The sequence below is a fragment of the Pedobacter sp. 01N310 genome, from assembly GCF_056399805.1.
In genome coordinates this window covers 126630-150790 of sequence record NZ_JBFTSB010000001.1, presented here as the reverse complement: position 1 = coordinate 150790, position 24161 = coordinate 126630, and the positions used below count along the sequence as shown (strand labels likewise).

Genomic DNA, 24161 nt, shown 5'->3' with positions numbered 1-24161 from the left:
TTTAAAGATTTATCGAGTTTTCTTTAAACGATAAGCTTCGATGATTTTATAAAAAATCTGATGATTAGGATATACCCCGATAAAGGCATCCGAACCAGGACCGTAAGCAAATACAGGCACCATGATATTGGTATGGTCATCTGTACTGAAATTGCCACGAACGGTTCCTTTTCTATAAGAGGCATCCAGAAGCGACAGTCCTCCGGTTTCGTGATCGGCAGTTACGATTACCAACGTTTCGCCATCCTGGTCGGCAAACCTTAAGGCTTCACCCACCAAACGGTCAAAATCTTGTTGTTCGGTTACCGCGAAAGGCAAATCGTTTGCGTGTCCGCCATGATCAATCTGTGCCCCTTCTGCCATGATGAAAAATCCTTTTTTATTTTTCGAGAGCAGTTCAACCGTTTTTAAGAACGAAATCTTCAGCATTTCTCCCCGGCCATCCAATACTTTCCGCGTAGCAGAATCGTCTAAAAGTACCACTTGCTTATCTGCATTTGAGGCAGCAAAACTTTTTAGGTCTTTCTGTAGTGTATAACCCTTGGCCGAGATTTTATCCATCAATTTTTGATCTGGATTCTCGGTAAAACTTTTGCGTTTCGAACCAACCAGAACATCAACATGTCCGTTCTGAAAATCGGCGGCAATTTCCTTCGTCATAGATCGTTCAAGCTGATGAGCATAAAATGCTGCAGGAGTAGCATCGGTAATATCACCACTGCTGATGATCCCGCTTGTAAGACCGTAAGGGGCCAAAATATCAGGAATAGACTGAAGTGCTTTACCTGTAGAATCGACGCTGATGTAACGGTTATTGGTTTTATGTCCTGTAGCCATAGCCGTTGCACCTGCTGCAGAATCAGTAAAATCTGAATTGGAAGCTTCGGTGCGCGAAAGGCCAAGATGTTTAATCGTGATGATGTTGGATTGACCAAAATTAGCACTCAAACCTGCCTGAATCTGTGCCAGTCCCATTCCATCCCCTATTAAAAGAATTACATTTTTGGCTTTGGTTTTTAATCCGTCGCTTTTGTAAGTTGGCTGATAAGGTGTATAAGCCTTCGGGTTGCTGTACTCGAGCTTAGCCCTGTTCTGGTAAAAATCTTTTAGCAATGCGGGATGATCCGTTCCGATCCAATCAACCCCCATATGTTCCAGTTCTTTCCAGCTGTTCGGACTATCTTTAGTTGCCCAAAAACGGAAAGGTTTACCCAGTGCATGTACTTTGGCAATTACCGCTTTCATTTTTTCTAAATCGGTTGGTGTTGGGGTACCTTTTCCATTCCATACCGAATAATGAGAAATATCATCACTAATCATCCCAATGTGCTCTAACTGATCACTTGTGTATTGATTTGCGGGACGGCCATCGAAACTAATGAGTGACGGATAATTCTTAAACTTTTCGGCAGGCGGAACAGCCCCACTCATTACAATTTTAATGGCTGAAGGATTGATCTGTTGATCGAAAACAGATTCATTACCTTTTAAATCGGCCAATAATTTCGGGATCACGTGTTCATAATCCTCCTTTATATCGATAACCAGCTGAAGTTTTTGTTTCGGATCAGCATAAGGATGATTGGCATGATCTTTAAAAAACGCCACCAATGGATCGATATATAATTTTTTCAATGTTTTGCCTGAGGTGATTTCGCTGCTTTCGTGGGCAACAAACAATTCTCCGTTACGGTAAAACACATCTGCCTCTATAGATCCCATGCCAGCATAATAGGCCTCCAACAAAGGAATCTGCTGCTTATAATCATTATGGCTGTGTCCATTAGCGGCATTCAGTTTCTGCTGAGCAGAAACTGAATGTACACCTAAAGCCAATAATAAAAAGAGGATCAGTTTATTCGATTTTACCATCCTGGATTTTGTTTAATTACACCTGCACTGTTATCAATTTCTCTCTGTGGTACGGCCCAAACATCATGTACCTGTGGATTGAAAGTTCTTGCAGGCCAAATTACGCTCCCATCAAAATCGTGTAATGGTTTGGCATAAGTTACCTGAGCATCACCCCATCTTACTAAATCGCGGTGACGGTCGGCCCATTCTCCTGCAAGTTCGTTACGGCGTTCGCGTTTAAGGTCGTCGATAGTCATTCCTGTTTTGGTACCTAAACCTGCGCGTAGCCTGATTTTGTTCAGTTCGGTATCGCCTGCCCCTGCACCGCTAAGGTTAATTGCGGCTTCAGCTTTGATCAGTAACACTTCAGCATAACGCATTAAAGGCACATTTAAATCTGTTGTGCCATTATCTCCGTTCGGATTAACATGCGTTGGAATTGGATTAGCATATGAAAACGGCTCCATATATTTTTTAAACTGGTAGTTTGAAGTTGCTCCTCCATCTTTGGTAAAGCTGCGCTCAGCACCAAAGAACATAAATTTATCGCCAGGTTTTAAAATGGTGGCTTCACGGCGCTGATCGCCAGTTTCGTAAGAATCGTAAAGTTCTTTGGTTGGCAGGTAATAACCCCATCCGTTATAAATTCCCCAGGCTTTATTGGTTAACATTACGCCCGGAAGTTTACTTCCCCAGCCGGTGCCACCACCACTTGGCGTACACACCACCGACCAAATGTATTCTTTTGACCAGTTGTTGGCTGCTTTAAATACATCCGCAAAACCTGTATTTACTAAATCGTGTTGCCCTGAAGTGATGACCATATCAGCATACTTAGCGGCATTGGCATAATCTTTTTTGTACAGGTACACTTTAGAGAGGTATGCCCAGGCAGCTGTTTTATGTGCTTTACCGTAATCTGCTGGTTTCATTGCCGAAAACAGGGGAAGGTTATCAGCTGCTTTTAATAAAAGTGAAATGATATAATCGTAGTTTTCATTTACATTTTTTGCACGGGCAATAGGCTGAGCGGGATCGCTTTCCGGCGTTACGATCGGTACCCCTGCTTTATCGTTACCGTAATTGGCGGCCAACTGGAAGTAAACCAGTCCGGCATTAAAATAAGCATCACCAATAATCTGTTTTTTCAAGGTCTCATCCATTGCGATGGCCGGCACATTGTTAATAATATCGTTAGCCCGTTTGATAATGGCATAACGCATGCTCCATTGGGTTTCGGTATAACCTCCACCAACATAGGTACGGTTAAAATTTTTGATATTATCGGCCTCTGGCTTGTTACGTCCGGTAACCATATCATCGCTGGCATTGATAAACCAGAACATCCCACGACCATAAAAGTCTTCTGCATTGTAATTTTCATACATCCCAGCTTCTGCTTTTATGGCATCTTCTTTGGTTTTCCAGAAATTTTGAGCCGATGGAGATCCTTCAGGTACAATATCAAGCTCTTTTGTACATGAAGAGAAAAAAGCAAGGGCGGCAAATGCCATATATTTTAAATTCGTTTTCATTGTTGTTTTGTGATTATAGATTTACGCTTAAACCAAGAATAAAGCTTCTGGCCTGAGGATAACGGCCAACATCCACTCCATTGTTGTCCATTCCGATTTCGGGATCAAAGCCTGAGTATTTGGTAATGGTAAAAAGATTGTTTGCCGTAGCATAAACCCTTACCGCACCTGTTTTTAATTTATTGGCGATTGATTTTGGTAAACTGTAACCCAGGGTAACGTTACGGATGCGCAGGTAAGAACCATCTTCGATATAAAAATCGGAAGCATTAAAGTTCCCATTGGCATCACTTGTTGAAACAATCGGCACTTTACCACCGGGATTCTCTGGCGACCAGGCATCTAGGATACCCACCAGTTTGTTGTAAGATGGCCCACTAGCACTATAAGTAGTACGCTTTACCGCATTAAACAATTTATTCCCCTGTACGCCTTGCGCAAAAATATTGAAATCGAAATTTTTATAACTTGCATTAAAGCTCAATCCGTAAGAGAAATCAGGATAAGCGCTGCCAGCGAAATAACGGTCTTTACCATCAATAGATCCGTCGCCGTTGATATCAACAAATTTAAAATCACCTGCTTTCGCATTCGGTTGAATCTTAGTCCCCTTGGTATTTTTATAATTATCAGCTTCTGCCTGGCTCTGAAAAATGCCGTCGGTTTTTAACACGTAGTAACTGTACAAAGGTTGGCCAACCCGAATGGTAAGCGGCGCAAGTTCATTCCGGAAGTTGGTACCCACAGCAATGTTTTCCAATCCCGGTGCCAGTTCCTGTACTTTGTTGTTAATTTTGGTTAAAGTAGCGTTTACGGTATAAGTAAATGCTGCATTTTTATCGCTATTATAAGTTAAACCCAGTTCTATACCTTTATCTTTTACAATACCAGCATTTATGGTCTGCGTATTTAAACCTGCTGTCCCTGGTAGCGACCTGGTTAAGATCATCTTATTGGTTTCTTTGATAAAATAATCAGCATTAAGGCTTAATCTGTTGAGAACTGTCATATCAAGACCAAAGTTCGTTTGCTTTGATTCTGCCCATGTTAAATCTTTATTGGCTAAAACATTCTGTACATAACCATTCTGTAAAGTTGGTGTTTGCCCGAAATAACTTTGAGTAGCACTTAACAATGGATTTACAGCAGAGGCATTAAGCGATCCTAAATTACCCAATATGCCGTAACTGCCCCTTAGTTTCAGTTCATTTAACCAGGTTGCATCTTTAAGAAAATCTTCTTTGCTTACCACCCAACCGAGGGAAGCTGACCCGTAGTTTTTCGTCCTGTTATTTTTACTTAACAGCGATGATCCATCACGACGGCCGATTAGCGACAATAAATATTTCTCTTTGTAATTATAATTGGCCCTTAAAAATAATGAAGAAAGTGCCTGTTCATACATCGCGCTAACCGACGGCTGAATAACTGTTGCGTTAACCAGGTATCTGTATTGAGGCGATTCGTCGTCAAAACCTGCTCCTGAAGCTGACAAGCTATTGCTTTTAGTTTTCTGGAAAGAATAACCACCGGTAAGATCTAGTTGGTGATTACCAAAGGTTGCTTTATAACTTAAAACCTGCTCAGCAAGAAAATCATTGGCACGGCTGCTGCTTTCCTGTAAACCATTGCTCAATACTGGTTTTCCTACCTCTGGCCTTTTTGGCGTAAAGCTTTTAAATGCAGCATCGGTTTTAGTAATGCTTAAGTTAGATCTAAAGGTTAAACCTTTGGCCAGTTTAACGTTGGCATAAGGATTAACCACAAGCACATTTACAGGATTGTTTATATCAATACGTTGCAGATCGGCAACTGGATTAACAATATCACCATAATCGCCAGCATACTGTCCGCCTGGTAAACCGGCAAAACTGCCGTCGGCATTATATGGCGTTCCGTTGGTTGGATAATAGATAGCCGATAGTAAGGCACCAGTATAATCGCTGCTGGTATTTGCACCATTACCATTGGTACTGCTATACGAAAGGTTTTCGCCAACTTTTAACCAATTGGTTACTTCGTGCTCGGTATTGATCCTGAAGTTATAGCGCTTAGTTTTGGTATTTAACACAATGCCTTCTGCATTACGGTAATTGAAACTTAGGTAATAATTAGATTTTTCGCTACCACCGTTTATTGCGGCATTGTAATCCTGTAACAATCCATCTCTAAAAACCTCGTCCATCCAGTTGGTGCGTGTAATCTGTCCATCAGGATATTTCGAAATATCAAAAGCTGGTAATATGGTTGTACCACCGTTTTTGGCAGCAGTTGCGGCCACCTGCGCGCGTTGCTGAGCGTTTAATGGCTCCAATTTCTTCCATGCGCTTTGTTGCCCAAGTTTGGCATCGAAACTAATCTGCATTTTACCGCTCTTTCCTTTTTTAGTTGTGACCAATACCACACCGCCTGATGCCCTGGCGCCGTAAATTGCCGCAGATGCATCTTTTAATACCGAAATAGATTCGATATCGTTAGGATTAAGCTGTGGTGTACCTGAAAATATAGACCCATCGATCACATACAATACATTTTCTCCGTTAATCCCTCCCGCACCGCGGATATTAATGCGTGGAGCAGAAGTTGGATCACCACCCTCGTTAGTTACAATTACACCTGGCGATTTTCCAGCCAATACCTCTCCTACACTATTTAATGAGCGCGAAGAAAGTTTATCCAGCCCAACAATGCTGATTGCGCCTGTTAAGGTTTCTTTCTTCTGTGTTCCATAACCTACTACCACCACATCGGCAAGCATCGAACGTTCTTCGCTCAACACCATATTAATGATTTGGTTTTCACTCACTTTTACTTCTTTGGTACGGTAACCGATCATAGAGAACGATAACACCGCGTCAGCGCCTACTTCAACGCGGTAAGCACCGTTTCCATCGGTTACAGTGCCGCTTTGCGTGCCCAGTACCTTCACCGAAACACCGGGAAGCACTAAACCTGTTGAATCGCGCACAATCCCGGTGATAACCCGGTCTGGTTTATTCTGAACGGCGTTGTTTAAAATTACATATTCACCTTTTTCTAAAACCTGTAATCCAAGCTTATCCAATAGTGACCTTACAGGCTCTGTGGTAAAATCGCCACTTACAAACATGTTTTTTTGTTGCAGCTGATCTGGATTGTAAACAAAGCTAAGTCCGGTGCGCGACTCGATTTCTTTGATAATTTCGGTCATCTTACGGCCTTTATTAATCGTAATACTGACTGTAGTTTTCTCTAACTTTTGTGCCATACCAGCCGAGGCCAGGATTGAGCTGCAAAATATGCAGAGAATTGAAAATGTTAAACATGCGTATTTCATGATCTTATAAAGAGCTGATGTCCTCTTAGCGGAGGTTGGTTTCATTTGTTTGATTTGTTTTTTAAAGCTTTTAATTACCCTGGCCCTTTGGCCGGAAAGAAAGATTACGGTGGCCAGTCTAACTGGCACCGCTAAGTATTTCTATATTACCTGCTCATCTCATCTGTATATATTAAATGTTTTATGATTTTTTGATCCGTTGAATTTTAGGTGGTGCAGGCTGCAGATGATATCCAAAATCTCTTCAGGCGATTGTTTGCTACTGAAAGAAGCAGTGGTTTTAAGTTTGGCCAAAGCACTGTCATTCAGCAAAATTTTAATGCTGTAGGCATATTGGAGTTTGCTGATTACCTGTTCTAAACTTGCTCCGTCAAAAGCAAGTTCGATATAGGTCGCAGATTTATTTTTGCCAATGTCAGCTCGACCGGCAGTTTTATCATAGATTAAAAACTCATCTTTAATCAATGTGCCCAGATTTACTTTTTTGTTGCTTACGGCAACCTTTCCGGTAATTACGGCAACTTCGATGTGTTTGCTGGCCTGATACGACTTAACCTTGAAAGAGGTACCCAACACCCGAATGTCGACCCCAGATGCAGTATGTACCGTAAACGGTCTTTTTTCCTGATGGGTAATATCAAAAAAAGCTTCGCCCTCTTTTAATGCAATCTGGCGGTTGTTTGAAGCAAATGCTTTAGGATAACAGAGTTTTGCAGACGGACCTAACAAAACCACCGAACCATCTGATAAGGTAATGTGCTTCCGTTCTGTACTTCCGGTAACTACGGTAACCTGATTTTCGAGCTTCACTGGGATATTGAGTTTCCAAATGCTTATTCCCAGTGTAATGATGATGAGTACGGCGGCAGCAACCCTGATAAAAGGCTGTAATCTGAATACTTTGCCATGTTCTGGCTTTTGGTGCATAGCGGCCTGAAGATGAACAAACATTTGCTGCCCTATTGCTACTTTCCGGTCGGCTGCCAATTCAATATTTTCCTGATTGAGCGTGGCATACCACTCTTCAACTTTTTTTTGCTCTTGCGGACTTGCCTGCTTATTGAGATATTTCTGCAGCAGTTCCTTTGCCTGTTCTTCTGTCATTTAAATACATGTCAGTTGAAAAGCAGATCGGTACTAACCAAGAATGTTATCTATAAATTAACTTTATGTTAAGCCGATTAAAGCCGCAATGAGCAGGATATAGGAAAGGCTTTTTTTGAGCAATTTTAGTGCTGCAGAAATCTGGTTTTTTACTGTCTGAACCGAAACATCAAGTTCTAAAGCTATTTCTTTGATGGATTTTTCCTGTTTTCGGCTCATCGAGAATACCAATTGCATTTTTACGGGCAAAAGTGCAATGGCGGCATCAACTTCTAAATGAAGCTCTTTTAAAATCAGTTTATCATCAGCTGCTGCAATATGCTGCTCATTCATTAGTGTTTTAAGTGCAGTTTGGTGATATTCTTTAATGCTGCCTGACCTGAAATAATTAATCACCTTATATTTTACAGCACCATAAAGATAGGCACCGAGGCTTCCTGTTAGGCTAATCGCTGTTCGGTTCTCCCAGAGGGATATGAAAATATCCTGTGTAATATCCTGTGCCAATGCCTCATCACCCGTTTTTTTAAAGGCCGCATCAAAAACATTCTCCCAGTAGGTCTGGTAGATTTCGTCCATAGCCCGGTGGTCGCCAAGTTGTAAAGATGAAAATAATGAATTGTCCAAGGGATGCCGCTTTATAAAGCGCAAAGCTAAGGGGCCAATATTCCCTTAGTATTAACAAATCTTAAAGAGTAGATGATGTGGATAATAGAATTGGGGCTTTAATAATGGAAGATGAAAAGATTCTGCGCGCATCAACGATATCCGCGGGAATATTATTCGATTGATTTCCCGCAGATTTAAAAAGATTGCCGCTGATGATTTATAGTAGAGTCTTAATGCCCTTAACTGCTTAATGGTAGGAAAGACTAAAGCTGAAAGCAAAAAGAATAAGTTTAATTCCATGCAAATCTGTGCTTCCGTGGCAGAAATAACCCAAGTTGGATAGATCCTGAAACAAGTTCAGGAGGACGATCGCAGGATCTGAGCTACGAAAATCTTAATGTTCTTAACTGATTAATGGCAAATTGCAATAGGTTCTGCGTAAATCAGCTATCAACGGGAACATGATTGATTTGTACGCTACAATTACCCAAACAACCCGGCAAAAATTCTATTCGAATGCAATTTTGCCTGATGATCGTAAATATGCGAGGTGCTCATGATCTCGTTTACGCCATGTTTTGCAACAAAAGCTTCTAAATTCCCGCTAATGGTTTCGGCACTACCAATAAAAGAATAATACAACATTTGTTCTACAGCTTCTTTTTCCAACTGATCCCAATATTGATTGATATCATCAACTGCAGGCTTTAACAATTCTCTTTTACCTGTAATTACACCCAGGAACATCCGCTTTACCGAGCTTGATAAACGTTCAGCTTCTGCATCGGTATCGGCAGCAACCACATTTACGCAGGCCATTATATAAGGTTCCTGTAAAAATGGGGAGGGCTTAAAGTTATTTCTATAAATTGCGATGGCTTGTTCGAAATAAGCTGGTGCAAAATGACTGGCAAAAGCATAAGGGAGGCCTTTTTCTGCTGCTAAGCGTGCGCTATCTGTGCTCGAACCTAAAATCCAGATCGGGATATCCAATCCTTCTCCCGGAATGGCCCTTACACTCGCACGATTATTATTCGCAGAGAAAAACTGCTGTAGTTTCTCAATATCCCTGGGGAAACTATGAACAGCACTAAAATTTTCGCCACGGATGGCCATTGCCGTAACCTGGTCGGTTCCGGGTGCCCTGCCCAAGCCCAGATCGATACGGTTGGGATAAAGAGAGGCCAAAGTACCAAATTGTTCGGCAACAATTAAAGGTGCATGATTGGGTAGCATAATGCCTCCAGAGCCTACGCGGATGCTATCGGTGCCACCAGCAATATAACCAATAAGCACAGCTGTTGCCGAACTGGCAACACCAGCCATGTTATGGTGTTCAGCAAACCAGTAACGTGTATAACCTAAAGTTTCAGACTGTTTAGCTAAATCGAGGCTTGTTTTAAAGGTATCTGCAGCAGTAAAACCATCTAACACGGTTGCAAGATCGAGAACGGAATAACGTATATTTTTCAATAAGTGATCAGCCATAAATTAATAGGAATAAAATCTATGCTGCAAAAATATCCTTAATAAAACCAAGTCTGGTTTATCTGAATATATATGACGTTTAACCAACACTAATCTGCACAAGTGGGTATTATGCAAGGAATCTGTGCAAAGTGAAAACCCGATCAGACAGCAGAGACTACACGGATATAGAAGTATATATCTTATTGTAACAAAACGTACAAATCTGCGCTCTTAGCTTAATTAAAACTTGTAATTCGATTAGCAAAACCATTAAAGGAGGAGTATATTTCTTTACCGGTATTCTAGAATATTTTTATGGATTATAGCTATTGCCTGCATCTTTTAAACTTAATTGACACATTTTTGCGTTAAATTAGTAAATAAGAAAAGACTTTAAATTAATCCGTACAGATAGTACCCTTTTCGGTACGAAAAGGCGTAATTTCGTTATAAGAGAAACAGATTTTTGAAGATGATTAAGTGCATAGCCATAGACGACCAGTTCAGTTCCTTAGCGGGGCTACAAAAATATATTGAGGATACCCCGAACATGCGACTCGTCCAGCAATATACTGATCCAGTTACTGCTTTAAGGGAGCTAGCCAACTCAGACACAGTCGATGTAATTTTTATGGATGTGGAAATGCCCCAGATTTCCGGTCTGGAACTGGCTAAGGCCATCCGCTTTAGAACCAGAAAGCTCATCTTCACCACTTCACACCAGGAATACGCTTTTGATGCTTTTGAAGCAGCAGGAGATGCTTATTTGCTTAAACCATATAGTTACGCCAAATTTGCCACTACCATTACGCGTCTTTTTGGACAGGAAATGACCGGTGGTGCCAACGAAGATTACTTTCTGGTTAAAAACAAAGAAGAGGAACACCGTGCGGTAATGGTTAAATATGAAGATATTATTGCTTTTGAAAGTTTCCACAATTACATTAAAATACATACCGTAGAAAAAGTAATTATTGCTTATTTAAGCCTAAAAGATGTTCGGGAACAGCTTAGCCTTAAGAAAGGTTTTATACAGTTACACCGCGGTTATATTGTTGCTATTGATAAGATTTTATATGTGGATGGTAATCGGATTACGATGAATAACCACATAAATTTTACCGTTGGAGATATATATTATAATGAATTTAGAAACTTTATTTCTGAAAGGTTAATCATTAGCAGCCGTAAAAAATAACGGCTACTAATGAAATGCTTGCTGAATTTAAATTACACATATGCCTGTAGTGATTACAACGGTAGTTGGTTCGGAAGTACTTATTGGTTCATTTATTTTTCCATTATATTTTTTTTTAAATACAAAAAGTGTTCTTTTAGCTAATTTTTGAGTTTTCATATCTTTTTTTTCGAAAACTAGCCGCGATAGCACGCTATAACTTTAATCGTTACACAAATAGTAAATAAGTCTTTATGAATAGTTTAAAATGGAGCAACAGTATGTTGCGAAACTGGCTGTATACTTACCGGATACACATAATTGCTTGGACTGTATTTATCATTTGGGAAACGCTGATGGTGCTTTATTTTGCAGGTATCTTAGGAACGTTCGGCAACTACGCTATTCACTACTTGATTAATATGACCTTATTTTACACCTATCCTTTACTGATAGAAAAAGCCATAGAGTTCCCTAGCGGAGCGGTATGGAAGGTTCCTCTGGTAGTTATCCTCGCAATCTTGGCCTATTTGGGCATAGTTACCGTAGTTGATATTCTATTAAATACTTATACCAATATTTTACCGGGGAAATTGCCAAGTTTTAGGATCAGAATATCCAGGGTACTTTATAGGGGTTCGTTTTTCCTTCTTTTTTCTACAGGTTACTATTTCTTAAAGCGGTTCATCAAAGAAAAAGCAGAAAAATCACGTATCGAAAAACTGCGTTTTCAAATGCTTATTGATAAGGAAAAAATGGATAAGGAACTAGCTATGTCTAAGAATGCTTTCATGAAAGCACAGATTAATCCACATCTGCTCTTTAATACTTTTGAGTTTATACACCAGAAACTAAGCACCTACTCTCCAGAAGACGCCAAGGTAATGCTTTATCTTTCAGATATGATGCGTTTTGCTGCCAATACCCAACATAATGAAGGCTACGTATATTTAAGTGAAGAGATTGCACAATGCGAAAACCTGATTGGTTTGCACCGCATTACGCAAGGTGCAATTTATATTGAGCTTGCTAGCGGCCCTGATCTTGATGAAATCAAATTAATTCCGCTTGTTTTGCTTACTATTTTAGAAAACATGTTTAAACACGGCAATCTTAATAGCATAGAAGATAAGGCCACTATAGATGTTTATACCTTTGATGACAAACTGCGTATCGAAAGCCGAAATTTACCCAGATTAATACAAAGCAAGGTAGGCTTTGGTTCAGGAATGGACAATATCCGTAACCGATTAAAATACGCTTATCACCAAAATGCCGAAATAACTGCAGGAATAGACGAAGAAGGCTTCTATATTTTAAGCATAAGTATTTCCTTAAATGCATTAATAATAGAATCAGAAGATAAAAAAGCTGAACAAACTATCCCTCTTTAACAATTAAATTGACCCAATAAGAACCCCTTCTACATTCTCACCATCAATAAATATATCGATTTCCTCAACTCAATGTAACAAAATTATTACTATATTAAACCCTCCTAATTGACGTTCTAATATTTAAATAAATCTTCATTGAAGAATTAAGGGTAAATCTTAACAAAACAGATAAAAAATGAGAAAGGGTACAATATGCTATGTAGATCAAAATAGTGGACATGGCATTATTAAAGATGAAAATGAACAGAAAATTCAATTCTTTTTAATGGAACTCCAGGAAGAAATCAGGCTTAATGATGAAATTTCTTTTGAAATAGAGCTTACAGCAAGAGGTCTTGCTGCAACAAAAATACATTTAGTTAACACTGCAGAATTAACATCTTAATAGCACCTTAATTAAATTTTGACGCCATACTAAATCCAATAAAGGAAATTATATGTGATATTTTAAATAGTTGAAATTTAATATGAAGCAGAATCCCTGCTTCCAATATAAGATTACCATTTCTGAATAGGATGATAACTGGATTTTTCTTCCTTGCGGCTTAGTTTCTTTATAAAATCTTCGCCAAAATCGTGGTTGTAAACTTTGAAATTGATTGCCCACTCATCCTTTATCATGGCAGGTACAAATTTTTCAAACATTTTTTCAAATGATCTGAAATTTACAAAGGGCTTGCAGACCACAATATATTCAGTATCTGAATTCACTATAATTTCCTCAATAAGCTTTGGCCATCTCAATTTAATCTCGATAGGCAAATTTTGATATTGCTGCCGATCAATAAACAGTCCTATACTTTGTATAAGTTCTTCGGATAGGGAACTGCCTAGCAATGTTTTCCATTTCCCACCTTCTTTTATTATCCTTTCCAATACCTGTTTATGGTCAAGAACAGTCCACAGCTCACCTCTCGAAAGCCGGATAAGCTGAAAATGCATGATATCGCCATTAGGCAGATTAAAGAAAAAGTCGAGTTCGATCATCAATAATAAGGTAATACTATATATCGCGAAACCAAAAGTATAGAACTATTTCTTAAGCACAAAAAAGCACAGAATTAAAAACCTAATTGCGAATTCTTTTCCGTAAAAATCCAATCTGCTAAGCCAAAGAATTGCGTGTGTTTTTTAATTATTAAATACCTGTTAAATAAAAAATTGATTTTTATCATCAAAAAAAATCAAAAACACCTTAAAAACGTAATATTAAACATACAAAAAATTTAATTTTAGCAATTATACATATATCTTTGCGGCATGAAAAGTATCAAATCATCCGCTCTAGTATTCCTTGTAATCACTTCATTATCTTGCTTATCAATTCATGTTCTTGCTCAAAACAAGCCAACAAAACTAGCTGATATTTTCGAGAATGTAGATAGATTGAACGGAAACGATATGATTGAACGTTTAGCTGCTCAGCGCTGTGCATATAATAAAAACCGTTCGAAAAATAGTCTTCCAAAGGCAGAATACATCATCAACAGGAATAACTTAACCCTCATTAGCTTTAATGGCTTAGATTATTATATAAAAAACAATAGGGTAATAGGCATACAAGGACTAAATCTTTCGGACGAAGTATTGAACCAGATTACAGACAAATTGGTTCTTTTAGACAGCATCCAGTTTAATCAAAGTGAGCGGTCGAATACCGAACATTTTAATCCAAATGTTGATTTTCAGAAGATCAGGAATATCGACCGTCAATTTATGCTTACACTTAAAATGTTATCGAGCACAGTAAGAGACATAGCTGCACTTACTAAAAGTGAAAATCCATCTTTAACTGTCGAGGCCAACGTTGCAAAAATGCGTTTACCAAATATTGATAAGGCTGCAGAAAAATCAAATGTGCAATCGCTGGTATTATTGTCGAAATAACAGCATTTATATATCTTATTTCAGTAGAAAAGAACAATAATTAATCTGCTTTCTTTTCCGAATACACTTCTGCAATCTGAGCAGAAAGATATTTGAAAGCAAGCGGCATTTCTACAGCAGCATTTTTGATACTTCCTTCCATAAAGATGAAACCTTTATAGTTTATTTTGTGTAAGGCTCTTAAATAAGGCTTAAAATCGTCGCCCATAACACCTGGCAACGACCTGTTTTGTTTTTCGGCAACCTCAGAAAATGCAATTAATGTTCCGGCCTCAATAATTTCATTTGGGGACTCTCCTTCACGCATCATGTGAAATATATCAGCATTAAGCCTGAAATTTGGATGATCAATCTCCCTTACAATTTCTGCAGCTGACTTTAACGAGGTGATGAAGTTAGTTTCGGTGGTTTCGAGATTTTCTAGCAAAATTGTAACCTTATATTTCCCGGCAATTTGCGCTAGTTTTTTGCCCAGGCTAATAAAATCTGATTTTGCCTTAACGACATTATAATCAGCCGGAATACTCCTTGCCCCCGAGCTGCCCAAAACAATAAACTTGATCCCCGCTTGTTGAGCTCTTGAAAGAACAGTTTCGGTATAAGTTAAAACCTTCGCTTCATCTACCTCTGGGCCAGCTATTTTTATACTCGCCGGATAGAAAAGGTTACAGGTTAATACTTTACATTTTGCAGCTTTAATCTTTACCACGTTGGCAAGAAACTGATCATCTGTTAATGCAGGTGAAAGCATCTTCGGAACAGATTCGCCAATCATTTTAAAACCAGAGGCATAAGCTAAACTGTCCTGTGCTAATCCAGATACAATCCCTAAACGCGGATATGCCTGTTTATCAGAAATAAAACCACAAAAACCGGTATAAACCAGGCAGATAAAAAAAGCCAGATAGCTAAATTTTGTACTTCTCATATTGTTATTTAAACGATTTGGTCAAAAAATGAAGTCTCAAGCTCCCCTTCTCCTAATTAACTGAACAACTTCCTGGTGAGTGTCTAAAAATTCTCCCTTAAAGATAATATAAAATCTAATCATTAAGTTTTGTATCAGCAAAATCACAGATTCCGAAGAAAACGGAATAAATGGAAGCTCCTTTCAATCAAATACAAAAATAACTTCTGCCATTGGGCACTTTTTAAATCCAGTTCGTCGACAATTTAGCGGTGTTGGCATAATAGCGGCATTTCTACTGCAACGTTTTTGGGGTAAAAGCGTCTTACACATTAAGATTATTCATTTTTGCATATGTTTTTAAAGGCATTCATGAGCTCAATCGTTCGGTTATCTTCGTTCCTCGCAATTGACGACTTTCCTATAGGAATCTGTGAATGATAGCGTAAAACCCAATTCCTCACTTATTTAAAATCAGGTATAGGAAATAGATATCCGCCAAATAAAATATACGACCATAAGAGGGTCCAAAATATGTTAAATATTTGTGCTGTAACAAATGTAAATGCGGGTTTACCGCCCTGAAGTTTTACCAGTGATGAAAATTTAGCTTCCATACCGATTGAAATAAAAGCGATTGCAAACCACACTGTACGTAAGCCGTTTAAGGTTGGTCCAACACTTTTTGCAGTTGTGGGAGATAACAGAAAAGAAAACACCAAAGATGCTGCAACAAAACCCAATACAAATTTCGGAAATCGCTCCCACACAATTTTCAACCCCGGGCGCTCTGCTTTGAAGGGTATACCATCTTCACTTTTAGGTTTTTTATAGGCCCACCATATAGCTATAAAAAAAGCAGCAACACCAATAAAAACATTTTGCGAAAACTTGGCTATAACACCTGCTTTAACGGCTATTGGCCCAACCAAATCGCCTGCAGCGGTTACGGTTGCCGTTGTATCCAAGGTACCACCCAGCCATGCCCCACCAATCACCTCAGGTATATGAAAATACTTTACCGCCCAAGGCAGAATAATCATCATCGGGATAGCCATAATCAATACCAGCGTGGTTACATAAGATAATTTACGTTTATCACCATTAATAGCGCCTGCAGCAACAATTGCTGCAGAAACACCACAAATAGATACGGCTGAGGCCAATATTACGCCAAATTCATCATCTACTTTTAACTTGCGGCTTAACCACATCGAAAAAAACCAAACTACAGTAACAACAATAACGGCCTGTATTATACCGGGTAAACCAGCTTTGATCAGATCGGCCGATAAAATAGTGGTTCCTAATATCACCAAACCTGTTTTAATATAAAACTCAGACCGTACTGCTTCTTTTAGCCAAGATGGCAACCTGATCAGGTTGCCCAATGCGATACCGATAAGCAATGCAAATACCACATATTCTAACCCAAAATAGGATACACTTTTATTGCCTCCGATAATAAAAGAAACGATAGCTAAAAAATAGATGAGCGCAAAACCGCCAGCAAACCGCGCAACACTGCCTCCAGATAAACCTATCGCTACCGAAGCTAAGGCCAGAAAAACTGCCCCCATTTCAACAATTAACAATAAGTTGGATGCTGATAATATTTTACCCAAAAGGTCTTCACTGGTTGCCCATTTAAATGCAGGTAAACTTATTACAGTACCATTGTTGGTTAAATAAAGTACAGTGGCAATAATAATCGTTCCCAATATAACAGCCCACCAATCTTCGGTGAGTGATTGTAAAAATGTTTTCTTATCCGGGCTTATCCCAGCATCTGTTAAGGCTCCAGTAGTATCGGCTGCGTTGTTTCGATTCGACATAGTTGATTAATTATGGTGTTAATTTGATTTCATTTCTAAAAATATTGGCGGATACGATCAATAAACCGTAAACGAATACCCAATATCGAAACTAAAGTAAATATTCAGGAGGATTTTATCCGTAACAAATATCTGACTTTGATCTACACATTTATTAGTGGGCCTTTTAAGTTAAAAATGCATCACAAACTAATATTTAAAAACAAATTCATTCAATTGTCTAATTCAGGATTCAATTTGTCTGGTTCAGATCCATTCAACTGGTTTTTGGAATGTTTATGCAACATTTTTGGGCAACTTAAAAAAAATATTATGACACTTAAAACAACAAAAACCATTTATTGGATCGGTGCCTCACTAACTTCGTTATGGTTTGGCACCAGCGGAGTTTGTGAACTCACAAAAAACCCTATTGTTTGGGACATTACATTAAAACTGGGATATCCAGCGTACTTTATTTATGTACTTGGTGTTGCTAAATTAGCCGGAATCGTGGTTCTACTAATCCCCAACAGATGGTTAAGGTTAAAAGAATGGGTATTTGCAGGGATATTCTTTGATATCATTTTTGCATTCTGCTCAAAACTAATTGTGATCGGTCCGCTAGCCACTACTGATGCCATTATAGCCTTTGCTATCGTTACAATAACCTACCTGATGTTCCAAAAACTTTATCCTACCCACTATTCTAATCTAACTGCTATTTAAGGTTTGAATAATTCTAATTAAATCAGTTTTCACATAAAAAGGGCGCTAGTAGCGCCTTTTTTATTGGTGAGAAATTTTACCTGGTACAGCATCTGTAATCTATAAAACAGCTAAACATCCAAGGCTGTGAATGCGTCACTAATCTCTTTGTTTGATGCTAAAGCACAGCGCAAATTATTTTTAAATAGAAAAGTCGCCAAATATATGGCGACCTCCTAACTAATAAACGTTGCTTATAAATTAGCAACTAGATTTATGTTATACAACTGGCTCATTCTCCAGTCCTTTCTCTTTTTTCTTTCCGATGCTTTGCACCATTTCACATTGCTGTGGATTTTTTTCAAATGGGGGGCTAACCAGAAAAAGTGTCGACATTAAGCTTGCCAATCCAACTAATAAACTGTTGGTTGTGGTATTTTGATGATTTTCCATGATGATAAATGATTAAAATGTTGTTGATGCATTTACTGCTGAAATTGCGCCTGTTGTTTTATGCTGAACCATTCCGATTACTTCCCATTTTTCGGCACTACTATCTTTAGGGATATTCAATACCGCAGTTCCAGATTTTGCATCCTTTAGAGACAGTGTTAAGGTTTTCCGTACCATTTGGATGTGGGATAATTTAAGTCCTGCATTCTCCCCACGCTGTACATCGGTACTACCGCTCTTTTGTACCAGTGCAAAAAGGAGATCGTCGCTAGCCTGAGTACCTTTGGTTTCGTAATTTATTTTCAGTACATCCCCATCCCTTTTCGTATCGAAGGCTAAACTGGCTGTATACCTTTTATTCAGAAGCTGTTCATTAATGGCATTTCTTACGTCGTTTTCATTAGAGCCTATAAATTCCTGAGCGCCGTTAATAACCAATTGAGGGGTATAAACCTGTGCGTTTAACCAAGCACTATATTTTTTTTGCCTTTTTGTGTTTTCCTGACTTCCAAAAACATCCTTCCAACCTAAATTATCAAAATAATCAACATGATATCCAAGCACATACACTGGTTTCCCATTAGATTCTTTCTCTATTTTGGCCAACAGTTCTTCTGCTGGCGGACAGCTCGAACATCCTTCAGACGTAAATAATTCCAAAACGGCAAAGCCTCTCCCATTAACGGGCTGCTCCACTTTTTTTTCTTGTGCAGATCCTACCCAAATAAATGCGCTAAGTGCTATTACCGCCACAATGACTGCATTTACGATCGCTATTCTTTTTAGTGTTTTCATAATTTCTATTCTTTTTTTATCAAAAATAAGCGGATAGTATGCCTGAAATTAGGTGGAAAATAGCTGAACCGGACAAATTGGTGGAAGAGCTAGACAGGAAGCCGATAAATAAGACAAATTAGTTACGAGCACGCCTTAAAGCAAAAAAGGCCAGAAACGGATATCCGTTTCTGGCCAAGCTTGTTACCTAATAGCAGATAAATATTGATTTTTCTTACCTATCTTCCATCCAGGAAAGAAAAGCAGGTGTTTTTTCCTTATTAATCAGCAACTTATCTGGAGTTTCAATCACCAGTTTAACAAACAATTTTCTTAAGAAATAATGTTCTATTTCTTTAATGGCTTTAAAGTTAACTAAATATTGGCGGTTAACCCTGAAGAACTGTTTAGATGACACCAATGCTGTAATCTGATCAAGAGATTGATTTAATGCAAACTCTTGTTTATCGAAGCACATAATGGTTGAAGCATCATTTCTGATGTAAAAGAAAGCAATATTCTCGGTTTGAACAGTGGTATATTTTTGGTTTTTAAACACTAAAAAGCTCTCTTTTCCGGCAGGACTGCTCAATTTCGCCAATAAATTGCTTAAATCGGGGATTACTTTTTGCTGAAAAAAATTCTGAAGGCCGTCTACCTTTTGAAAGGCCTCCTGGATATCTGTTTTGGAAAAGGGTTTTAACACATAATCTACTCCATTACGCTTAAAAGCTTCTAACGAGTACTCATCGAAAGCAGTGCAGAACACAATAGGACTGTTTACTTTAACCTGTTTAAATATTTCAAAACATAATCCATCTGCCAATTGAATATCCATAAATATCAAATCGGGCTGTGGCTGTTCTGATAACGCTTTTACCGATCCTTCGATGCTCTGGTACTGCCCTACTATTTTCACGTCGGGCCTCAGGCTCAAAATTATATTTTCGAGTGATTTAGCTGTTTTCAGCTCATCCTCAATGATGATGATGTTCATGAATTAATGGGAGTTTAATTTTAAAAATTTGGCCATCGTTAATAATTTCGATTGGTTTTTCAAGAAGATGCTGGTAGCGCAACATGATATTTTTTAGTCCAACCCCCAATGAGTTGTTATCTGCAGTTTTTAAACGTATAGGGTTTTCCAAAACAATTTGCCCATCTTCGGCATACAAGCTGATGTGCAAAGGTTTATCCAACGAAACTACATTATGTTTGAGACAGTTTTCGATTAACAGTTGCAGCGTAAAGGGAGGAATTAAAGTGTGCAATATTTCTTCGTTTAAAGTAGAAGTAAAACTAAAACCACCATCAAATCTTGCCTGTTGTAAAAATAAATAGGCATTGAGTATTTCCATTTCTTCCGCAACGTGAATCAGGTCTAATTTACGGCTTTCGAGGGTATATCGATAAAAATTAGAAAGTTTAAGGATAAAATCGACAGCCGCTTCATCGCCGATTTCTACCATAGCCTTTAGTGTGTTGAGGCTATTAAAAAGAAAATGAGGATTAACCTGCTGCTTTAGCAATTCGTACTGCGCGCCCAAACTATCACTTTTGATTTTCTCCAATTCCATATTCACCTGTTGATTTTCGTAATTTTGTTGCAACAGATGAAGGAACATATAAAAAATTAAATTGATCAATATTCCCCTTACTTCAACCATCAACATCACCGGACCGAAATTAATGTGCGAAAGGATCAATTGCTGAATCCACGCCAGGCAAAGCATAATACCAATACCAATTAAAAGGCTTTTAAATAACCTGGAATAGGAAATCCCCTGTTTGTTTGGCCTACTGCTCTTTCGCGACAGCATGTAAATATTCAAATACCACATCAGCAAAGCAAATACCGAGGTAATACCAGCATTAACTGCCGCTTCGGCTGCATTAAAATGATGTTCTGCTATTTGTGGAACAGAAGATAAAACTCCAAGAAAAATGGAACTTACCCAGATAATGGCAGGCGAAATCTTTAAAGGGTTTTTGGTCATATCAGTTTTTAGCCAGGCTAATTAGGTGGGTTGGGATAATCAAAAATAATATTTTTTTAAATATGATGGCTGCACCACATATATCTCTTCTTTTTTCACCTAAAGTAACCACGCAAATCTTATAGTTAAACATTTTTAAGCCTGAACCAGACAGATTCGGCGCTTAAGCAGACAATGCCAGGTTTAAATCAGCACAAGAATTGTGTTTTTATTTCGGTAAGATCCCTGTTTCGTTAAAATAGTTAACAAACGCATAAAAAGGCTAACAATAGAAAATGTATCAACACGATAGCCGGCACAAAATGATACCCATTCCTTTGAGTTCAATTATAGTCTTACTCAGGGCTAACAATGTATAAGTCAAAACCTAATTTGTCTATTTCATCCCGAAAACACTAATCTCCCCTTTCCATCCGCATTAATTTTGACATACCTAACGGAGTAAAACATTAATTATCAACAAATTTTAGCAAATGGAAAATCAAAATAATTATAGCCGCCGGCGCTTTTTAAGTTTAGCAGCATTAACCGTGGCCGCTGCAGAACTTGGTGGATTAAACCTTTTGAACGCCAAAGGAATTACAAAAAATAAATCCAGCAATAATAAAATCAATGGCAATATATCCTTCGATAGGATAAAACAGATTAATGCCGGTGTATTAAACATGGGTTATGCAGAAAGCGGCCCAGCAGATGGCGAACCAGTTATACTGTTACATGGATGGCCTTATACAATTCACAGTTATACCGATGTGGCCGCCCTGCTTTCTGCAGAAGGATACCGGGTAATCGTTCCGCACCTCCGCGGCCATGGCAGTACGCAGTTTCTTTCGGCAAAAACACCGAGAAATGGACAGCAATCGGCCATTGCTGCAGATATTATTGCTTTGATGGATGCCTTAAAAATAGATAAAGCAGTAATTGGTGGCTTTGATTGGGGAGCAAGAACGGCCAATATTATGGCTGCCTTGTGGCCAGAACGTTGTAAAGCAATGGTTTCGGTAAGTGGATACCTCATTGGAAACCAGGAGCTAAACCAAAAACCATTATCGCCAAAAGCTGAGTTATCATGGTGGTATCAGTTCTACTTTGCAACTGAACGTGGCCGTTTAGGATATGAAGCTAACCGAAAAGATTTTGCTAAACTGATCTGGCAAACCGCTTCTCCAGAATGGAAATTTACTGATGCTGTTTTCGAAAAGTCGGGAGTTGAATTGGATAATCCAGATCATGTGGCCATTGTAATTCATAACTACAGGTGGAGATTGGGGCTGGCAGGTGGGGAAGCACAATATGAAAAATATGAAAAAATACTAGCCACATTTCCGGCAATAACGATTCCAAGCATTACACTCGAAGGTGATGCAAATGGTGCACCGCATGGCAACCCTGATAATTATGCAGCTAAGTTTAAAGGTAAATATGTGCACCATAATCTTAGTGGAGGCATTGGACACAATCTTCCTCAGGAAGCACCTAAGGCATTTGCGGATGCCATTATCCAGGCAGCAATGATGGCGTAAAAAAAAGCTAAAATACTCTTCTAATAATTTTAACAATCATAATAAATTTTAAAAAAATGGAAAATCAAAATGTAATCGAATCAGCAAATACGTTAAATGTAGTGATCAACAAAGTGCTTTACACAGGAAAAGTACATGTAAATGGCGGTCGTGAGGGCTTCGCAAAAAGTAGCGATGGAGCGCTTGACACCGCACTATCATCTCCTGGCAGTGCAGGAAAAGGAACTAACCCTGAGCAATTATTTGCTGCAGGCTGGGCTGCATGTTTTATTGGTGCAATGAAACACAATGCTCCCCAACTTAAAATTGTACTTCCTGCTGATACTGCAATTGATGCAGAAGTTGATCTGGCTTTGGCCGATAGTGGTTTTAATCTTCAGGCAAGATTAAATGTGGTTTTACCCGGGCTTACCTACGAAGAAGCAAAAATAGTGGTTGAAGCTGCTCACCAAACCTGTCCATACTCTAAAGCTACCCGTGGTAATATCAATGTCCAGATCAATGTAGCGATATAAGCTACCATAAACCAAAAAAGCACTCCAGGTTAAAATTGGGGTGCTTTTTTGATTTATTAATTTAATGATCATGCTATACAGGAAAAGCAGTTTCGCGTTTAGCCTGCTTAATTACAAGCGAACTATTAAGGGTACCTATATTATCCAAACGGCCGAATTTATTAATTAAAAAATCGTTATAAGCAATCATATTCCTTGCAACAACTTTTAACATAAAATCAAAACCTCCTGTTGTATGGTAACATTCCAGTACTTCATCAAGTTTGCTTACCTCCTGCTGAAATAACCGGAAGGCATTAACAGAATGATTGGTAAGCTGAACCTGTAAATAGGATATCATACAGTTCTCAAATTTATTAGGATCGATTAATGCTACTATCGAAGAGATAAATCCTAAACGTTCTAAGCGTTTTACACGTTCCTGAATGGGCGATTTTGACAAATGTAGCATAGCAGCCAGTTCCTTATAGGTTAGCCTTGCATCTTTTTGTAATAGTGTTAAAATATCTCTGTCTGTTTGGTCAGGGCTGTATAATTCCATTATAGTGATTAGTCTATTTATTTCTTTTCTAGGCTTAGTTTATAATGAATACCCAAATATATAAATACTCTCCGTTAAACCCTTAAGCGGAACACAAAAAAAGAACAAAATTTTGGCGAAAAGTATAATTAAAACTACCAACAGAATTAAATTCCGAAAAAGCCTATTCAACAGGACATTTTCCGTATTTATCAGCCACCTTCGTTTTAATTGTCAATGCGACAGATATTTGTTTAACGAATGAAACAACCGCTAACAGCAGTGCGTTGATTTAGTTTAGTTAATGATAACAAGAGCGCCAGCGCGATGCTGGCTCTTTTGCTTTTTAAATTATACTATAATTCGATGCAAAGCCAAGGTAAATAATCGCCCTTTTCGCATTTTTAAGCCTGGCGGATCTCCAATTTCTAAGCCCAAAACAAGAGCCGAAAATATCCACTCGCAAAAATCATCAATATTTTTTTGGAATATTCAGTTTTTAGCTTTTACTTTGAAATACAAAGCACTTTACAAAACATAGAAATATGACGCAATTTAACCCATCAGGCTTACTAGCTCTGCAATACTTTAGCATAAAGTT

21 protein-coding genes are annotated in these 24161 nt (G+C 38.5%); 7 read left to right on the top strand and 14 right to left on the bottom strand.

All coding sequences use genetic code 11. The annotated features are described in order from the left end of the window. Positions 1 to 9 precede the first annotated feature (9 nt). From AC1DNH_RS00535 to AC1DNH_RS00510, 6 genes are all read right to left on the bottom strand, one after another. Positions 10 to 1872: an alkaline phosphatase gene (locus AC1DNH_RS00535; RefSeq protein WP_477625061.1), complete on the bottom strand. Its 1863-nt coding sequence runs from the start codon at positions 1870 to 1872 to the stop codon at positions 10 to 12. After that, positions 1866 to 3389 carry a RagB/SusD family nutrient uptake outer membrane protein gene (locus tag AC1DNH_RS00530; RefSeq protein WP_477584559.1) on the bottom strand — a complete coding sequence of 508 codons (1524 nt, stop codon included), beginning with the start codon at positions 3387 to 3389 and terminating at the stop codon, positions 1866 to 1868. Before AC1DNH_RS00530 ends, AC1DNH_RS00535 begins: the two co-directional genes overlap by 7 nt. A 13-nt stretch (positions 3390 to 3402) precedes the next feature. After that, a complete protein-coding gene (locus AC1DNH_RS00525; protein WP_477609180.1) occupies positions 3403 to 6636 on the bottom strand; it encodes a SusC/RagA family TonB-linked outer membrane protein in 3234 nt (1077 codons plus the stop codon). A 228-nt stretch (positions 6637 to 6864) separates the two neighbouring features. Next, positions 6865 to 7809, bottom strand: a complete 945-nt coding sequence (locus AC1DNH_RS00520) for a FecR family protein (protein WP_477625060.1) — start codon at positions 7807 to 7809, stop codon at positions 6865 to 6867. Positions 7810 to 7872: 63 nt separating this feature from the next. Continuing rightward, complete coding sequence (locus AC1DNH_RS00515) at positions 7873 to 8436, bottom strand: RNA polymerase sigma factor (RefSeq protein ID WP_477584835.1); 564 nt, start codon at positions 8434 to 8436, stop codon at positions 7873 to 7875. 465 nt (positions 8437 to 8901) lie between these two features. Continuing rightward, positions 8902 to 9906 carry an LLM class flavin-dependent oxidoreductase gene (locus tag AC1DNH_RS00510; protein ID WP_477584834.1) on the bottom strand — a complete coding sequence of 335 codons (1005 nt, stop codon included), beginning with the start codon at positions 9904 to 9906 and terminating at the stop codon, positions 8902 to 8904. Positions 9907 to 10360: 454 nt separating this feature from the next. Between AC1DNH_RS00510 and AC1DNH_RS00505 the strand changes: the two genes are divergently transcribed. From AC1DNH_RS00505 to AC1DNH_RS00495, 3 genes are all read left to right on the top strand, one after another. Next, the gene (locus tag AC1DNH_RS00505; RefSeq protein ID WP_477610167.1) at positions 10361 to 11086 is read left to right on the top strand and encodes a LytR/AlgR family response regulator transcription factor; all 726 of its coding nucleotides are present in this window, start codon (positions 10361 to 10363) and stop codon (positions 11084 to 11086) included. A 233-nt stretch (positions 11087 to 11319) separates the two neighbouring features. Continuing rightward, on the top strand, positions 11320 to 12459 hold the full coding sequence (locus tag AC1DNH_RS00500) for a sensor histidine kinase (protein ID WP_477583749.1): 1140 nt from the start codon (positions 11320 to 11322) through the stop codon (positions 12457 to 12459). 178 nt (positions 12460 to 12637) lie between these two features. Beyond that, positions 12638 to 12847, top strand: a complete 210-nt coding sequence (locus AC1DNH_RS00495) for a cold shock domain-containing protein (RefSeq protein ID WP_215126053.1) — start codon at positions 12638 to 12640, stop codon at positions 12845 to 12847. 113 nt (positions 12848 to 12960) lie between these two features. Here the strand turns inward: AC1DNH_RS00495 and AC1DNH_RS00490 are convergent, their stop codons facing one another. Then, complete coding sequence (locus AC1DNH_RS00490) at positions 12961 to 13449, bottom strand: hypothetical protein (protein WP_477583751.1); 489 nt, start codon at positions 13447 to 13449, stop codon at positions 12961 to 12963. A 273-nt stretch (positions 13450 to 13722) separates the two neighbouring features. On the opposite strand from AC1DNH_RS00490, the gene AC1DNH_RS00485 reads away from it, so the two are divergent. Next, a complete protein-coding gene (locus AC1DNH_RS00485; RefSeq protein WP_477583753.1) occupies positions 13723 to 14349 on the top strand; it encodes a hypothetical protein in 627 nt (208 codons plus the stop codon). 40 nt (positions 14350 to 14389) lie between these two features. Here AC1DNH_RS00485 and AC1DNH_RS00480 read toward each other — a convergent pair whose 3' ends face one another. Continuing rightward, positions 14390 to 15277: a sugar phosphate isomerase/epimerase family protein gene (locus AC1DNH_RS00480; RefSeq protein ID WP_477583755.1), complete on the bottom strand. Its 888-nt coding sequence runs from the start codon at positions 15275 to 15277 to the stop codon at positions 14390 to 14392. Positions 15278 to 15720: 443 nt separating this feature from the next. Beyond that, positions 15721 to 17091 (bottom strand): YeiH family protein, encoded by a 1371-nt coding sequence (locus tag AC1DNH_RS00475; RefSeq protein WP_477625059.1) that lies wholly within the window; start codon positions 17089 to 17091, stop codon positions 15721 to 15723. 312 nt (positions 17092 to 17403) lie between these two features. Between AC1DNH_RS00475 and AC1DNH_RS00470 the strand changes: the two genes are divergently transcribed. Beyond that, complete coding sequence (locus AC1DNH_RS00470; RefSeq protein WP_477583822.1) at positions 17404 to 17799, top strand: DoxX family protein; 396 nt, start codon at positions 17404 to 17406, stop codon at positions 17797 to 17799. Between the two features lie 258 nt (positions 17800 to 18057). On the opposite strand, the gene AC1DNH_RS00465 is transcribed toward AC1DNH_RS00470, so the two are convergent. The 4 genes from AC1DNH_RS00465 to AC1DNH_RS00450 form a co-directional block, all read right to left on the bottom strand. Then, complete coding sequence (locus AC1DNH_RS00465; RefSeq protein WP_477583824.1) at positions 18058 to 18231, bottom strand: hypothetical protein; 174 nt, start codon at positions 18229 to 18231, stop codon at positions 18058 to 18060. Between the two features lie 12 nt (positions 18232 to 18243). Beyond that, positions 18244 to 19026 (bottom strand): DUF1223 domain-containing protein, encoded by a 783-nt coding sequence (locus AC1DNH_RS00460; protein WP_477583826.1) that lies wholly within the window; start codon positions 19024 to 19026, stop codon positions 18244 to 18246. 214 nt (positions 19027 to 19240) lie between these two features. Next, a complete protein-coding gene (locus AC1DNH_RS00455) occupies positions 19241 to 20002 on the bottom strand; it encodes a LytR/AlgR family response regulator transcription factor (RefSeq protein WP_477583828.1) in 762 nt (253 codons plus the stop codon). Then, the gene (locus AC1DNH_RS00450) at positions 19983 to 21002 is read right to left on the bottom strand and encodes a sensor histidine kinase (protein WP_477583829.1); all 1020 of its coding nucleotides are present in this window, start codon (positions 21000 to 21002) and stop codon (positions 19983 to 19985) included. The genes AC1DNH_RS00455 and AC1DNH_RS00450 overlap by 20 nt, the downstream gene beginning before the upstream one ends. 473 nt (positions 21003 to 21475) lie before the next feature. Here AC1DNH_RS00450 and AC1DNH_RS00445 point away from each other — a divergent pair, with 473 nt between their 5' ends. Further along, positions 21476 to 22525 carry an alpha/beta fold hydrolase gene (locus tag AC1DNH_RS00445; RefSeq protein WP_477610723.1) on the top strand — a complete coding sequence of 350 codons (1050 nt, stop codon included), beginning with the start codon at positions 21476 to 21478 and terminating at the stop codon, positions 22523 to 22525. Positions 22526 to 22581: 56 nt separating this feature from the next. Continuing rightward, positions 22582 to 23040, top strand: a complete 459-nt coding sequence (locus AC1DNH_RS00440; protein ID WP_477583164.1) for an organic hydroperoxide resistance protein — start codon at positions 22582 to 22584, stop codon at positions 23038 to 23040. 73 nt (positions 23041 to 23113) lie between these two features. Here the strand turns inward: AC1DNH_RS00440 and AC1DNH_RS00435 are convergent, their stop codons facing one another. Further along, the gene (locus tag AC1DNH_RS00435; RefSeq protein WP_477583166.1) at positions 23114 to 23581 is read right to left on the bottom strand and encodes an Lrp/AsnC family transcriptional regulator; all 468 of its coding nucleotides are present in this window, start codon (positions 23579 to 23581) and stop codon (positions 23114 to 23116) included. Between the last annotated feature and the right edge of the window lie 580 nt (positions 23582 to 24161).

Coding starts and splice junctions, on each gene's coding strand:
- AC1DNH_RS00440 (WP_477583164.1), top strand. CDS start 22,582: ATGGAAAATCAAAATGTAATCGAATCAGCAAATACGTTAAATGTAGTG.
- AC1DNH_RS00520 (WP_477625060.1), bottom strand. CDS start 7,809: ATGACAGAAGAACAGGCAAAGGAACTGCTGCAGAAATATCTCAATAAG.
- AC1DNH_RS00470 (WP_477583822.1), top strand. CDS start 17,404: ATGACACTTAAAACAACAAAAACCATTTATTGGATCGGTGCCTCACTA.
- AC1DNH_RS00495 (WP_215126053.1), top strand. CDS start 12,638: ATGAGAAAGGGTACAATATGCTATGTAGATCAAAATAGTGGACATGGC.
- AC1DNH_RS00475 (WP_477625059.1), bottom strand. CDS start 17,091: ATGTCGAATCGAAACAACGCAGCCGATACTACTGGAGCCTTAACAGAT.
- AC1DNH_RS00445 (WP_477610723.1), top strand. CDS start 21,476: ATGGAAAATCAAAATAATTATAGCCGCCGGCGCTTTTTAAGTTTAGCA.
- AC1DNH_RS00460 (WP_477583826.1), bottom strand. CDS start 19,026: ATGAAAACACTAAAAAGAATAGCGATCGTAAATGCAGTCATTGTGGCG.
- AC1DNH_RS00505 (WP_477610167.1), top strand. CDS start 10,361: ATGATTAAGTGCATAGCCATAGACGACCAGTTCAGTTCCTTAGCGGGG.
- AC1DNH_RS00455 (WP_477583828.1), bottom strand. CDS start 20,002: ATGAACATCATCATCATTGAGGATGAGCTGAAAACAGCTAAATCACTC.
- AC1DNH_RS00450 (WP_477583829.1), bottom strand. CDS start 21,002: ATGACCAAAAACCCTTTAAAGATTTCGCCTGCCATTATCTGGGTAAGT.
- AC1DNH_RS00465 (WP_477583824.1), bottom strand. CDS start 18,231: ATGGAAAATCATCAAAATACCACAACCAACAGTTTATTAGTTGGATTG.
- AC1DNH_RS00485 (WP_477583753.1), top strand. CDS start 13,723: ATGAAAAGTATCAAATCATCCGCTCTAGTATTCCTTGTAATCACTTCA.
- AC1DNH_RS00490 (WP_477583751.1), bottom strand. CDS start 13,449: ATGATCGAACTCGACTTTTTCTTTAATCTGCCTAATGGCGATATCATG.
- AC1DNH_RS00510 (WP_477584834.1), bottom strand. CDS start 9,906: ATGGCTGATCACTTATTGAAAAATATACGTTATTCCGTTCTCGATCTT.
- AC1DNH_RS00500 (WP_477583749.1), top strand. CDS start 11,320: ATGAATAGTTTAAAATGGAGCAACAGTATGTTGCGAAACTGGCTGTAT.
- AC1DNH_RS00525 (WP_477609180.1), bottom strand. CDS start 6,636: ATGGCACAAAAGTTAGAGAAAACTACAGTCAGTATTACGATTAATAAA.
- AC1DNH_RS00480 (WP_477583755.1), bottom strand. CDS start 15,277: ATGAGAAGTACAAAATTTAGCTATCTGGCTTTTTTTATCTGCCTGGTT.
- AC1DNH_RS00435 (WP_477583166.1), bottom strand. CDS start 23,581: ATGGAATTATACAGCCCTGACCAAACAGACAGAGATATTTTAACACTA.
- AC1DNH_RS00530 (WP_477584559.1), bottom strand. CDS start 3,389: ATGAAAACGAATTTAAAATATATGGCATTTGCCGCCCTTGCTTTTTTC.
- AC1DNH_RS00535 (WP_477625061.1), bottom strand. CDS start 1,872: ATGGTAAAATCGAATAAACTGATCCTCTTTTTATTATTGGCTTTAGGT.